This is a genomic window from Faecalibacterium sp. OF03-6AC, assembly GCF_003478175.1.
In the GTDB taxonomy this organism is placed as follows: Bacteria; Bacillota; Clostridia; order Oscillospirales; family Ruminococcaceae; genus Faecalibacterium; species Faecalibacterium taiwanense.
Window position 1 is genome coordinate 26,210 of sequence record NZ_QUEN01000005.1, and the last position, 13,038, is coordinate 39,247.

The 13,038-nt window shown below is 59.2% G+C and carries 16 protein-coding genes; 8 read left to right on the forward strand and 8 right to left on the reverse strand.

Annotated features, from left to right (window positions below; all coding sequences use genetic code 11):
- The first annotated feature begins 72 nt into the window (after positions 1-72).
- A complete protein-coding gene (locus DXA66_RS14105; protein WP_158576343.1) occupies positions 73-429 on the forward strand; it encodes a hypothetical protein in 357 nt (118 codons plus the stop codon).
- Between the two features lie 306 nt (positions 430-735).
- Here DXA66_RS14105 and DXA66_RS07090 read toward each other — a convergent pair whose 3' ends face one another.
- The 6 genes from DXA66_RS07090 to DXA66_RS07115 all read right to left on the reverse strand — a co-directional run bounded on the left by DXA66_RS07090 (position 736) and on the right by DXA66_RS07115 (position 5,156).
- A complete protein-coding gene (locus DXA66_RS07090) occupies positions 736-1,566 on the reverse strand; it encodes a pseudouridine synthase (RefSeq protein WP_118527830.1) in 831 nt (276 codons plus the stop codon).
- A gap of 402 nt (positions 1,567-1,968) precedes the next feature.
- On the reverse strand, positions 1,969-2,376 hold the full coding sequence (ytfJ, locus tag DXA66_RS07095; protein ID WP_118527832.1) for a GerW family sporulation protein: 408 nt from the start codon (positions 2,374-2,376) through the stop codon (positions 1,969-1,971).
- 79 nt (positions 2,377-2,455) lie between these two features.
- On the reverse strand, positions 2,456-3,205 hold the full coding sequence (locus DXA66_RS07100) for a DUF2953 domain-containing protein (RefSeq protein WP_118527834.1): 750 nt from the start codon (positions 3,203-3,205) through the stop codon (positions 2,456-2,458).
- 3 nt (positions 3,206-3,208) lie between these two features.
- Positions 3,209-3,760 carry an SMC-Scp complex subunit ScpB gene (gene scpB / locus DXA66_RS07105; RefSeq protein WP_118527836.1) on the reverse strand — a complete coding sequence of 184 codons (552 nt, stop codon included), beginning with the start codon at positions 3,758-3,760 and terminating at the stop codon, positions 3,209-3,211.
- On the reverse strand, positions 3,757-4,479 hold the full coding sequence (locus DXA66_RS07110) for a ScpA family protein (protein ID WP_118528069.1): 723 nt from the start codon (positions 4,477-4,479) through the stop codon (positions 3,757-3,759). Before DXA66_RS07110 ends, scpB begins: the two co-directional genes overlap by 4 nt.
- Positions 4,480-4,481: 2 nt before the next feature.
- Positions 4,482-5,156 carry a site-2 protease family protein gene (locus DXA66_RS07115; RefSeq protein WP_118527838.1) on the reverse strand — a complete coding sequence of 225 codons (675 nt, stop codon included), beginning with the start codon at positions 5,154-5,156 and terminating at the stop codon, positions 4,482-4,484.
- A gap of 453 nt (positions 5,157-5,609) precedes the next feature.
- On the opposite strand from DXA66_RS07115, the gene rpmB reads away from it, so the two are divergent.
- The 5 genes from rpmB (at position 5,610) to DXA66_RS07140 (ending at position 10,046) form a co-directional block, all read left to right on the forward strand.
- Positions 5,610-5,798, forward strand: a complete 189-nt coding sequence (gene rpmB / locus DXA66_RS07120) for a 50S ribosomal protein L28 (protein ID WP_082210844.1) — start codon at positions 5,610-5,612, stop codon at positions 5,796-5,798.
- A gap of 69 nt (positions 5,799-5,867) precedes the next feature.
- The gene (locus tag DXA66_RS07125; protein ID WP_097801859.1) at positions 5,868-6,044 is read left to right on the forward strand and encodes a DUF4250 domain-containing protein; all 177 of its coding nucleotides are present in this window, start codon (positions 5,868-5,870) and stop codon (positions 6,042-6,044) included.
- A 100-nt stretch (positions 6,045-6,144) separates the two neighbouring features.
- On the forward strand, positions 6,145-6,900 hold the full coding sequence (locus DXA66_RS07130; RefSeq protein WP_118527840.1) for an esterase family protein: 756 nt from the start codon (positions 6,145-6,147) through the stop codon (positions 6,898-6,900).
- Positions 6,901-7,043: 143 nt separating this feature from the next.
- Positions 7,044-7,439: a metal-sensing transcriptional repressor gene (locus DXA66_RS07135; RefSeq protein WP_118527842.1), complete on the forward strand. Its 396-nt coding sequence runs from the start codon at positions 7,044-7,046 to the stop codon at positions 7,437-7,439.
- A gap of 42 nt (positions 7,440-7,481) precedes the next feature.
- Complete coding sequence (locus DXA66_RS07140; protein WP_118527844.1) at positions 7,482-10,046, forward strand: heavy metal translocating P-type ATPase; 2,565 nt, start codon at positions 7,482-7,484, stop codon at positions 10,044-10,046.
- Between the two features lie 80 nt (positions 10,047-10,126).
- Here DXA66_RS07140 and DXA66_RS07145 read toward each other — a convergent pair whose 3' ends face one another.
- Together DXA66_RS07145 and DXA66_RS07150 are read right to left on the reverse strand one after the other, a co-directional pair.
- Positions 10,127-10,393 (reverse strand): type II toxin-antitoxin system mRNA interferase toxin, RelE/StbE family, encoded by a 267-nt coding sequence (locus DXA66_RS07145; protein ID WP_097774883.1) that lies wholly within the window; start codon positions 10,391-10,393, stop codon positions 10,127-10,129.
- Positions 10,390-10,656, reverse strand: a complete 267-nt coding sequence (locus tag DXA66_RS07150) for an AbrB/MazE/SpoVT family DNA-binding domain-containing protein (RefSeq protein WP_097774882.1) — start codon at positions 10,654-10,656, stop codon at positions 10,390-10,392. The genes DXA66_RS07145 and DXA66_RS07150 overlap by 4 nt, the downstream gene beginning before the upstream one ends.
- A gap of 316 nt (positions 10,657-10,972) precedes the next feature.
- Here DXA66_RS07150 and DXA66_RS14385 point away from each other — a divergent pair, with 316 nt between their 5' ends.
- The gene (locus DXA66_RS14385; RefSeq protein WP_165853639.1) at positions 10,973-11,110 is read left to right on the forward strand and encodes a hypothetical protein; all 138 of its coding nucleotides are present in this window, start codon (positions 10,973-10,975) and stop codon (positions 11,108-11,110) included.
- 294 nt (positions 11,111-11,404) lie between these two features.
- Positions 11,405-12,763, forward strand: a complete 1,359-nt coding sequence (locus DXA66_RS07155; RefSeq protein WP_118527846.1) for an AAA family ATPase — start codon at positions 11,405-11,407, stop codon at positions 12,761-12,763.
- The last annotated feature ends 275 nt before the right edge of the window (positions 12,764-13,038 follow it).

Consider the following 13,038-nt stretch of genomic DNA (forward strand, 5'->3'; position numbering starts at 1 on the left):
GCGGGGCCGGGCGAAGCGTTGCTTTTGTATTATAGCACAAATTTGGTCGAAGAACAGGGGTGCTTCAGCGAGATGAACTTTTGTTGTCAAAAGTATTCTTTGTCTTTCCCGCGTGCACAGCCCGTCCTGCCGCAGGGCCGTACCGCAATTTCCGTTGCAGGTGCGTCCGTTTTTGGTGTATTTGCGGCGGGATGCAATTTTTCTCACCTGAAAGGTGAAGAGCTGACAGTTATTCACTTATATAAAAATGCCTTGCATAACAGCCGAGAACCATCTCTTGACAAACCAGCAAAAAGAAACTATACTACAAATAGAGAAGGTGCTGTCCGCAATGGTCAGCTCCCTCCGGCTAATTGGTCAATAAGAAGAATGACCGCTCACCGTTTGGAGACTGGGGCGGTCATTTCTTATTGTTATGGATCTCTTTGAAGATTGCCCATGCGATCTGAAATGTAATCCCAACTGTACCGCCAACAATGACGAACAGCTGCAGAACATCGCTCAACACCATGATGCATCCCCCCTTCCGCGTTTGCGAACGGGGGAACAAACAATAAGCTTTTACGTCCCCCGGACGCTTGCCAGAGGAAAGCATGACCACCTGCGCTTGCAGACAGCACCTAATCACCGCCTTTTCGGGCGGCATCTTTATGATATCATAAAAAATAACATTTTACAATAAAGAAAGCACCCGCTGTACAGGTGCTTTCTTTTCGTCTATATAGGTATATAGGCTTACTTGCGCTTTTTGGGGGCAGTACCCTTGCCCACCGGGCCGCGAGGGCGGCGCGCGGCAGCCTTGGACTGCACTGCGGCGCTGCGGGTCTGGGCGCGGCCCTTGGCGGCAGCGGCACGCAGACCGTTGACCTCTGCCTTGGTCAGCTCACGGTAGGTGCCGGGCTTGAGCATTCCCAGCTTTACCACGCCCTCGGCATTGCGCTTCAGGCGCACCACCTCAAGGCCCACGGTCTCGCACATGCGGCGGATCTCGCGGTTTTTGCCCTCTTTCAGGGTCATTTCCATCACGGTGCGGCCCGGCTCGTCGGTAACAACGTTGATGGCGCAGGGCATGGTCTTGGTGCCGTCGTCCAGCACAACGCCGCTGCTCAGCTTCAGGATCTGGCTTTCATCGGCGCGGGGCTGCACGGTGACGCGGTACAGCTTGGAGATGCCGCCCGACGGATGGGTGACGGCCTGCGCAAATGCGCCGTCGTTGGTCATGAGCAGCAGGCCCTCGCTGTCCTTATCCAGACGGCCCACCGGGTACAGGCGGGCGGGGATATCGCTCACCAGCTCCATCACGGTCTTGCGGCCCAGCTCGTCGCTGGCGGTGGTCACATAGCCGCGGGGCTTGTACAGGGCCAGATAGTACATCTGCTGATCCTTGCGGATATAGATGCGCTCGTCGTCCACGTGCAGCACGTCGCGGTTGGGGTCCATCTTGTCGCCCACCTTGACGGGGTGGCCGTTGACCTTCACGCGGTCCTCGGCGATGATCTGCTCTGCCGCACGGCGGGAGCACAGACCCTGTTCAGCCATGATCTTTTGAATACGTTCTTCTGCCATAATAAAACTCCTTGTGCGCCTCCCGGCGCTCAAAACGCGCACCTCTCCCCTGTTTTGGGGTGCGGGTGCGCCTGTATCAAAACTGTGAGTTGGAAGCTCACAGTTACGGCGATAGTAGTTAGCAGGCCAGCAGGGAGCTTTCTCCGCGAACAGCCCGGGACTCCAGTCCCGCCCCAACGCTTGCGCGCCGGGGCCCCACCCCCAGGACATTCGCTGGAGAAACTCCCTGCCGTCCTGCCGGGATCGGCACCGGATACTCCGGCAAGATGCGCGAAGCCATGTCTGAAGTGCAGGCTGCGACTAAAATCGACAGAAAAGCCCGTCGGGAAGTGCGAGGGCTACACCACGCTGGTGGTCTGGCGAGCGCAGGCGGGACGGAGTGTCCGGTGCCAAGCCCTCCACTTACTGCTCAGCAGGAGCAGCAGGCTCTTCCTTCTTTTCATCCTTCTTGATGAGGGCGGCAACCTTGTCCACCAGCTCCGGCAGCATAGTCAGGGCACGGCTGATGGTGTCGGCGTTGTCCGACAGCTGGATGGTGCGCACGCAGCCGTCCTTTACCACGAGGAAGGCCACCGGCTGGATGTTCACACCCGCACCGGAGCCGCCGCCAAACAGGTCCTTGTTGGCGGCGTTCTTGCCGTCAAAGTCGGTGCCGCCGGAGGCAAAGCCAAAGCTCACCTTGGAAACCGGCAGGATGGTGGTGCCGTCCTCGGTGATGATGGGCTTGCCAATGATGGTGTTGGAGTCCACCATCTGGTGGATCTTCTCCATGGTAACGTTCATCAGGCCCTGAATGGGATGCTCAGCCATAAAACAGCTCTCCTTTATCGGTTTGATTCGGGCAAAGGCCCGTTGTCTGCAGATCCGGATACACTTATAGTGTACCACATTATAGGAAGATGTCCAATACTTTTTTGCGCCAGAACTCGTACAGCACCCGCACCGCCGCAAGGACGATGAACAGTGCCTGTGCGCTCACCCGGCAGGACACCCGGTCCTCCACGGTGGGCTGCCCGCTGCCAAAGTCCGGCAGGATGCGCAGCTCATCGAACTGCAGCCAGACAAAGCGGTCCAGCACGCCCAGTACCGGGTACAGCCACGCCTGCAGCTTGCCGTAGCTGCGGGCAGCGGCGGCGGGGTCCTCCCCGCGCACACCAAGGCGCACCTGTATTTTTGTGATGCGCAGCGCACCGAACACCGCTTTGGTCAAAGTGCCCGCACCTTTGAGCATGGTGCAGAGGATCTCCAGCGTGATCTTTGCCTTTTTGCGCGGCTGGGCGGGCTTGTTTGCCTTGGCGGCAGCGGCGGCGGCCTTTTTGCGGGCTTTCTCCTCTGCCTTTTTCCGCTTGCGCTCGGCCCGCCATGCGGCAAACTTTGCCTTGACCTTGCCAAAGCCCTTGGGCGGGGCCGGGTTTTCCGGTGCGGGCGGCGGCTCCGGCTTCGGGTACTGGAACACCGGGAAGGTGATGCCCAGCGCACCGGCCTTTACGGTGAGCACGCCGTGCTCCCAGCACAGGTCTGCGCAGAAGGGGCACAGCAGCAACAGCACCAGTAAGATCAGCACCACCAGCAGCAGAATGCCGATCACCCGGAGGATGAACAGCAGCACTGCGCCCAGCGCGGCGAGGAATGCTCCCATGCGTTACCCCTCACTTTCTGTCGGTGATTCGTTTGTTTCCGTTTCCTGTCCGTGCACCGGCGGCAGGTCGGCCAGAGAAGAAAGGCCGAACACCCGCAAAAAGGTGTCGGTGGTGCGGAAGCTCACCGGCCTGCCCGGCAGGTCAAGGCGTCCGGCTTCCTCAATGAGGCCCTTTTCCAGCAGGCCCGACACGCTGGACGAGGAATCCACGCCGCGCACCTGCTCGATGAAGGCGCGGGACACCGGCTGGTTGTAGGCGATCACGGTCAAGGTCTCCATGGCGGCGGGGCCAAGGGGCACTGCGCGGCGGCTGTCCAGCAGGCGGCGGATGCAGTCGGCCCACTCGGTCTTGGTGGCAAGCTGCCAGCGGGTGTTCAGGTGCAGCAGGCACAGGCCGCTGTCCTCCCGGGCGTAGCGCTCCCGCAGGGCTTCCAGCGCGGCTTCCACGCTGAGCTGCGGCAGCTGCACCGCCTGGGCCAGCTTGTCGGCACCAATGGGGTCGCCGCTGGCAAACAGCATGGCTTCCACGGCTGCACGGATCTGTTTCTGGTTCATTCCTTCTCCTTATCACGTTGGATGCGGCCCCGCTGCATGGTCAGCCGGCCCGCGTCGTCCAGCGTTACGCGGCCGCCGCGCACCAGCTCCAGCAAGGCCAGAAAGGTGGCCACGTTGGTGCTGCGGGTCTGCTGGCGGCTGAACAGCTGGCTCATTTTTGCCGCTGTACCGGCAATCAGGTGCCGCAGAATGTACACCACCCGGCTCGTCACCGACACCATGGGCGCTGTGACCAGCGGCTCGAACTGCTGCTGGGTAGGCTCCCGGCGCAGCTTGGTGCGGCCGGAGAGAGCGGCCCAGTAATCCGCCAGCACCTGCGGTGCATGGTGCAGGTCGTAGGTGTTATCGAACTCCATCTCCATGGGCGGACGCACAAAAACCGGCGCAGCTTCGGCCTTTTTGCGCAAAAGCGCAGCCATGCGGCGGCACTGGTCGTACTCGATCAGCTGGCCGGTGAACTCCTGCTTCATGCGCTCGCCCTCTTCGCTGCGGGGCAAAAGCAGGTAGCTTTTCATCTCCACCAGCCGCGCGGCCATCTCGATGAAGGCGCTGGCGGCTTCCGGGTCCGGGTCGGCCCGCGCCACCGTGGCGGTGTACTGGTCGATCAGCTCCAGAATGGGGATGTCGTGCAGGTCCATCTTATGTTTGGCCACAAGCGCCAGCAATAATTCCAGCGGGCCGTCAAAATCTTCCAGATGGAAGGTCAATTCTTCTGCCACGCTCACACCACCGTCCCAAGGCCGGCATAGTAGATGGAATACGCGATCTTATCAATGTAGCCGGTGCCCTTGCCCAGCAGCTCCCACACAATGTTGTTCAGGTAGTACAGGGGGGTATCCAGTGCGCCGAACCACACTGCCGCCAGCAGGGCGATCATGATATAGCGCTCGTACTTCATCAGGCCAAAGTAGATGCGCCGGGGCAGCAGCACCAGCAGGATGCGGCTGCCGTCCAGCGGCGGCACCGGGATCAAGTTGAACACGGCAAGGCTCACGTTCATCAGCACAAGGTACTGCAGGAACATGGCAATGTAGATGGTGGCATCGTTCACCGGTGCCCAGTAGTACATGAGCTTCCACACCACCATGCCCACATAGGCAAGGAGGATGTTTGCCGCAGGGCCAGCCAGCGCGGTGAGGGCCATGCCCCACTTGGGGTTTTTGAAATTGCGGGGGTCGGTGGAGACGGGCTTTGCCCAGCCCACGCCCGCAAACACCATGCACAGCGTGCCCAGCAGGTCAAAGTGGGCAAAGGGGTTCAGCGAAAGCCGCCCCTGCCGCTTTGCGGTGTCGTCGCCCAGCAGCCATGCCGCCAGCGCGTGGCCGCACTCGTGGAAGGGGATGGCCACCAGCGCCACCAGCGCGCGGATGAGATAATAGATGCCCTGAGAGGTCATTCGATATTCCTGCCTTTTTTCAGTATACCATATATAATACTATTTTTTGAGGTTTTAGACAAGGGGTGTCCAGACGATTTAAAATGATCTCCGCTTCGCTCTGATCATTTCAGCGGAATTTTATTTTTAATTCGTGATTTGTCTACGAGTTGCGGCACCCAGCATTCGTTTCGTGCCTTGAACGGCACTCACGTCTTGCTGGCCGCTGCCCCAACAGCTTCTCCCTGTTTCCGCCACTGGCGGCGGTCGTCGCCGTTGCAGCCTGCGGGCTGCTCCAAATCACATTTTCACACAAGGGGTCGTAACAAAAAACAGCATCTGAATGCATCGGGGCAGTTTTCCAAAAAACCGCAATATTTTTTGAAAAAAGGCTTGCATTTTGCCCGGTAATCTGCTACAATAGTCAAGCTGATTATTTTGATTCCTTACTTCACTGCAGGAGGTGCAAGTACCATGGCTAAATGTGAATGCTGCGGCAAGGGTGTTGCCTTTGGTATCAAGGTTTCTCACTCTCATCGTCGTTCCAACCGTACCTGGAAGCCGAATGTCCGTCGTGTCAAGGCGGTCGTTGAGGGTTCTCCCAAGTACGTCTACGCATGCTCCCGTTGCCTGCGCGCTGGCAAAGTTACCCGCGCTGTCTAATTTGGTGTATGTGGCCGGTCACTTTGTCGAGTGGCCGGCTTTTTTTGTTGCTGTAAGGAGGCAAAACACATGGCTCTGCCCAACGATCCCATCATGCTGCTGAGCGTGGTGAACCTGAAGCTGCGTGATTTTTACAAAAACCTCGATGCTCTGTGCGAAGACATGGATGCCGACAAGGCAGATCTGTGCGCAAAGCTCCGGGCCGTGGGCTACGAGTACGATGCCCAGCGCAACCAGTTCGTGTGATATTTCCAGAGAAAGCTTTCTTTTGATCGCTAACGGCCGGCACCGACGTGCAGCGACTGCGCCCGGGCCGGTGAATATAGAAACAAGGAGTGCTTGAGTTATGATCCAGGGTACCTATTACAAAGAGTGGAGCAGCGTGCTGAACCGCGAGATGGAGTTCAAGGTGTATGGCAGCGCCGGTGTGCCGGTGCTGGCCCTGCCTGCCCGCGGCGGCCGCTTTTATGATTGGGAGAACAACGGCATGCCCGATGCCATTGCCCCGCTGCTGAACGAGGGCAAGGTGCAGCTGTTCTGTGCCGACAGCATTGACGGCGAGGCCGTACTGAACGGCGACATCCCGGTGCGCCGCCGCGCCGAGATGGAGGAAAAGTACTTCGTCTACCTTACCGCCGAGCTGGCACCCCGGGTGCTGGCCCTGAACGGTGCCGCAAAGGATGTCAAGCTGTGGTGTGTGGGCATCGACCTTGGCGCTGTGCACGCCGTCAACTGCCGCCTGCGCCGTCCCAAGCTCTTTGCCGGTGCCATCGGCCTTTCCGGCATCTACGATCTGGCCCGCTTCTGGGGCAGTGAAGCCGACGATCTGGTGCTGCGCTGCTCTCCCCTGCAGTATCTGGCCGAGAACGGCATCGCCGACAAGCTGGCTCTGGCCAAGGCCAAGGAGAACAGCCTGATGCTCTGCGCCGGTCAGGCTGCCTACGAGGACGACGCCAAAGCCGACACGCAGGCGCTGGCCGATGTGCTGGCCGCACAGGGCCTGCCCGCCCACCTCGAGGTCTGGGGCGGCGATGTCTCCCACGAGTGGTACTGGTGGGGCAAGATGCTGGGCCTGTTTGTGCCGCGGATTCTGGAGAAGTAAAAGTTATTTGATAGAGGGAAGGCATTTGCAGTGCCTTCCCTCTTTTTGTTTGTATTTTTCAATTCCCTACTTGATTTATCGGGTTTGCTGTGCTATACTCATGCCGTAAGATTCATACCCCCTATGGGTAAAGGAGATATTTTATGGACAACGAGAAAAAGCCCTGCTGCTGTTGCGGCACGCCCGCCCAGCCCGAAGCTGCCACAGCTCCGGCCATTGACGCATCCGCTGTGCCCACCGAAAGCGTCACCCCCTCCTGCTGCCGCCACAAGGACCGCACCCCGGAGGAACACAAGGCCCTGCTGAACCGGCTCAGCCGCATCGAGGGGCAGGTGCGCGGCATCCGCGGCATGCTGGAAAAGGATGCCTACTGCGTGGACATCCTTGTGCAGGTGGCGGCGGCGAACTCGGCGCTGAACAGCTTTTCCAAGGAGCTGCTGGCACAGCACATCTCCACCTGCGTGGCGGACGACCTGCGTGCGGGCAGCGAGGCAAAGCTGGACGAGCTGATGAATCTGCTGCCCAAGCTCATGAAATAAGAAGCCCGTTCCCGTGCATACTCAACGTAGGAGTGATATTTTATGGAACAATACAACGTTACCGGCATGAGCTGCGCAGCCTGCTCTGCCCGGGTGGAAAAGGCCGTGAGCAAGGTGCCCGGCGTTGCCAGCTGTTCGGTGAGCCTGCTGACCAACTCCATGGGCGTGGAGGGCACCGCCAGCTCTGCCGAGATCATCAAGGCCGTGCAGGATGCCGGTTACGGTGCCAGCCCCAAGCGTGCGGGCGCGGCGGCTGCCAGCGCCACCAGCGCCGACCTTGACGCGCTGGCCGACCACGAGACCCCCAAGCTCAAGCGGCGGCTCATTGCGTCGCTGGGCTTTCTGCTGGTGCTGATGTACTTCTCCATGGGCCACATGATGTGGGGCTGGCCCCTGCCCCGCTGGTTCGACGGCAACCACATCGCCATGGGCCTTGTGCAGCTGCTGCTGGCGGGCATCGTCATGGTCATCAACCAGAAGTTCTTCATCAACGGCTTCAAGGGGCTGATCCACGGCTCGCCTAACATGGACACGCTGGTGGCCATGGGTTCCATGGCAAGCTTTGTGTGGAGCACCTACGCCCTGTTCGCCATGACCCGCGCGCAGGTGGACGGCAACAGCGAGCTGGTCATGCATTATATGATGGAGTTCTACTTTGAGTCCGCTGCCATGATCTTGACCCTCATCACGGTGGGCAAAATGCTGGAGGCCCGCTCCAAGGGCAAGACCACCGACGCGCTCAAGAGCCTGATGAAGCTTGCCCCCAAGACCGCCACCCTGCTGCGGGACGGTGCCGAAGTGACCGTGCCCATCGAGCAGGTGCAGAAGGGGGATATTTTTGTGGTGCGCCCGGGCGAGAACATCCCCGTGGACGGCATCGTGCTGGAAGGCACCAGCGCCGTGAACGAGAGCGCCCTGACCGGCGAGAGCATCCCCGTGGACAAGGCTGCGGGCGATAAGGTGAGCGCTGCCACCACCAACCAGTCCGGTTTCCTGCAGTGCCGGGCCACCCGCGTGGGCGAGGACACCACCCTTGCCCAGATCATCCGGATGGTCAGCGATGCCGCCGCCACCAAGGCTCCCATTGCAAAAATCGCCGATACGGTGTCCGGTTTCTTCGTGCCTGCGGTCATTACCATCGCGGTGGTCACCACCATCGTGTGGCTGCTGCTGGGCCGGGAGCTGGGCTATGCGCTGGCCCGCGGCATCTCCGTGCTGGTCATCAGCTGCCCCTGTGCGCTGGGTCTGGCAACGCCGGTGGCCATCATGGTGGGCAACGGTCTGGGTGCAAAGAACGGCATCCTGTTCAAGACCGCCGCTTCGCTGGAGGCTGCAGGCCGCACCCAGATCGTGTCTTTGGACAAGACCGGCACCATCACCAGCGGTGAACCCAAAGTGACCGACATTCTGCCCGCCGAGGGCGTTTCCGAGACGGAGCTGCTCACCCTTGCCGCCGCACTGGAGCGCAAGAGCGAGCACCCGCTGGCAAAGGCCGTGCTGGCCTGCACCGACGCGCAGAAGCTCACCGCCCCCGAGGTGTCCGGCTTTGCCGCCCTGCCGGGCAACGGTCTGGCCGCAAAGCTGGACGGCGTGGAGATCTTTGGCGGCAATGCGTCCTTTATTGGCACCAAAGTCACCGTGCCCGCACAGCTGCAGGAGAAGGCCGCAGCCCTCTCCGCACAGGGCAAAACGCCCCTGTTCTTTGGCGGAGCAGGCCGTCTGCTGGGCATCATCGCGGTGGCCGATACCATCAAGGAGGACAGCCCCCGCGCCATCCGGGAGCTGCAGGCCATGGGCATCCGCGTGGTGATGCTCACTGGCGACAACCAGCGCACTGCCGACGCCATTGGCAGGCAGGCCGGTGTGGACGAGGTGATCGCAGGCGTGCTGCCCGACGGCAAGGAAGCGGTCATCCGCCAGCTGCAGGCATCCGGCAAGGTGGCCATGGTGGGCGACGGCATCAACGATGCCCCGGCCCTGACCCGTGCCGACACCGGCATCGCCATCGGCGCAGGCACCGATGTTGCCATCGACGCGGCGGACGTGGTGCTGATGAACTCCCGGCTGTCGGACGTGCCCGCCGCCATCCGCCTGAGCCGCGCTGCCCTGCGCAACATCCACGAAAACCTGTTCTGGGCGTTCATCTACAACATCATCGGCATCCCGCTGGCGGCCGGCGTGTTCATCCCCTTCGGCCTGACGCTGAACCCCATGTTCGGTGCTGCTGCCATGAGCCTTTCCAGCTTCTGCGTGGTAAGCAACGCCCTGCGCCTGAACCTGTTCGACGTGCACAGCACAAAGCACGATCGTGCGGCAAAAAATGCTGCTTCCCTGCCCGCTGTCTCCGCACAGCCCGCAGCGGTTGCAAATAAAGAGAGTACCAAGGAGGACACTGCTATGAAAAAGACCCTGAAGGTGGAAGGCATGATGTGCGGCCACTGCGAAGCCCGCGTGAAGAAGGCTCTGGAAGCCCTGCCCGAGGTGGACGAGGCCGTGGTGAGCCACGAGGCCGGCACCGCCATCGTCACCCTGAACGCCGAGGTCGCCGACGACGTGCTGAAGAAGGCCGTTGAGGATCAGGACTACCCTGTGACCGGCATCCAGTAAACCGCCGCTGAATACTCCCCATCAAATGGAAAGGCCGCTGCATGTGAACGCAGCGGCCTTTTTATCGTGTTTACAGGCTTTTAAAATTGATTCAGAATATCATGGTGTCCAATGTCCAACAGCAGAATGATCGTATCACCGTCGTACTGCCAGATGACCCGCACGTCCATGTTTACGCTGAACTCGAACAAGTCTACCGTGCCTTGAATACGCTTTGTGCGCAGCGACGGATACAGCGGGTCCATTTCCAGAATTTCCAGCTTCTTTTTCAGCTGCGCCCGCTCCGCTGCGTTCAAACGCTTCAGGTTCTTTATGAATCGTTTGGTGTAGGTGATCTTGTAATTCATTCGTCCGCACCGTCCAGCGCTTCAAACAGTGCGTCCACAGTGTCGAACACCGGCTGCTCCCCTGCCGCAATTTTGGCCTTTGCTTCGTTGATCTCGCTGCGCAGCTCGTCCAGATACTTTTTGGGGTAAACGGCTACCGGCATCAGCTCGATCACGCCATCCTTCTCCACGATCTCCAGCTTGTCGCCCTCACGCAGGCCCATCTTCATTACAATATCCTTTGGAATGGTGATCTGGGATTTTGTCCTCAATTCCGTCAGCATCCTTCATTCTCCTTTGTGCGATTTTCTTACTTTCTCACTTTTATTATACTCTGCTTTTTTGCAAAAAGCAACCATGCACCATAAAATTTTACGAAGCGTCGTTTCTGTGGGTTCTTATTGTATTTCGTCAAAAAGTATGTTAAACTAAAAATACCGCCCGAAAAGGCGGTGATTAGGTGCTATCTGCAAGCGCAGGTGGTCATGCTTCCTGCCCTGTATCGCTGCTCTTTCTACATGGAATGAAGCAGAGGTTCCGGGAGGAAACTTTTTTGGAAGTACCCTGCCCGGAGCCTTGAAGGCGAAGGGAGGGATATCAATGAGCCTGATGGAGCTTTTCACTCTGCTCACGGTCATTCTCATGCTGTTGAGTCTGATCCTTGATGCAGTTCGCCTGACCGTTGAGGTCTTGGAGAAGTTTTCTCAGCGCAAATGTGATGACAACAAAAAAGATTGACTGCCACAGCCTTCCAACTCCGTGCAGTCAATCTTGATTGTAAAGATAGGAAGCTGACCATTGCGGACAGCACCTTTTCTATTTGTAGTATAGTTATTTTTTGCCGTTTTGTCAAGAGAAGGTGCCCGCCTTCTCTTTTTCTTTTCCCATTTTCCGGTGCATTTTCTCCCCGGAAGCTGTGGCTTTTTGCGCAAAAACTATTTGTTGACACGTTGTTTTTTCAGAGTTATACTGATAGCAACAACATTTGGTTTTGCTTCCAGTTATAAACCACAGCGAAAGGAGAAATGTATTTTGGGAGTATCCATTCAGGACCGCACAGACTTTCTGAACATGCTGGATGCCTGCCGGACCGAGCAGCAGCTGTTCAGCCGCCTGACCTTTGCGGTAATGTTCCACCAGACCGACCCGGATGCACGGGAAGACCTGCTGGACGACGTGCGCGGCGCAGCCTGCAACATGCAGCTGCCCGCCGTCAATTACAAGATCGATCAATGGCTCAACACCTGCAAGCAGGCGTGGCAGGCCGACCCCGCAGCCTTTATGGCAGCCGTGAACGCGGACGCAAAGCAGCGCAAGCTTGCGCTGGAGGGCAGCGCGGCGCAGCCCGGTCTGCTGGCCGATGTGCCCATGCAGAGCGTGGCGTGGCTGGTGCCGCAGCTGCTGCCGCTGGGCGAAGTGTCGCTGCTGGGTGCCGACGGCGGCACCGGCAAGGGCATCTGGCAGGCACAGCTCATTGCCTATGTGACGGCGGGCAAGACCTCCGGCTTTTTTCCGCTGCCGCCGCAGCAGACCGGCAAGGTGCTGCTGCTTGCAGGCGAGGACGACCCCGGCAAGGTGCTCAAGGCCCGTCTGCTGGCGGCCGGGGCCGACATGAACCGGGTGCTGGTGCTGACCGCCGACGACTACTTTGGCAAGACCGGCCAGCCCCTCACCCTCAAGGATCAGGCACTGGCGGATTTTGCCGCCAAGGCCGGGCCGCTGCTGCTCATCGTGGACCCGCTGCAGAGCTTTCTGCCCTCCGATGTGGAGATGGCAAGCCGCAACCAGATGCGCGGTGCCCTGCTGCCGCTGCGCGCCATTGCCGCAAAACAGGGCTGCGCGGTGCTCATCGTGATGCACTCCAACAAAAAGCAGGGCGTTTCCGGCCGCGCACGTCTGGCCGACAGCTCGGATATCTGGGACATGGCCCGCAGCGTGCTGATGATGGGCCGCGCCAAGAACGACGGCAAAATTTATCTCAGCCACGAGAAAAACAGCTACGCCCGCCCCCAGCAGACGGTGCTGATGCACATCGACGATGTGGAGGTGGAGGGCGTAAAGACTGCGCGGGCCGTGTTTGACGGCTACACCGACAAGAAGGATGCCGACTTCATTGAAGAGCGGCGGGTGCGCACGGCGGAGACCCGGCAGGACACCCGCAGCGCCATCCTGAACGTTCTGTCCGAGAGCCGCCTTGGGTCGATGCCCAGCAACGAGCTGCGCGCCGCCGTCCTGCGGGAGGTCGGGTGCAGCGACAGTACATACAACCGTGTGTACCGTGACCTCACGAAGTCCAGCCAAATCGCAAAGCAAGCGATACGTGGAAAAGATGGCAGGAATCGCTGGTATACCTGCTACTGTGGAGAAACATCTGACAAAGTTCCATTTTAAATACTTATCTGCGTTATAAATTTGATGTTTGTCAGCTTGACAAAGTTCGGATATTTGACAAAGTTGGAACTTTCTCAGAACAATGGAACTTTCTCACCTTGACAAAGTTACTTTTCAATCGTTGTATCGTTTAAAAGTTTAAACTTGCTCAGATAACGCTCCTACAGTAGCACCTGATAAAGTTCCCTGAAACCAAGGGCTGTGGGCTGGGAGTTTCTCCAGCGAATGTCCTGGGGGTGGGGCCCCGTGCGTAAGCACAGGGGCGGGACTGGAGT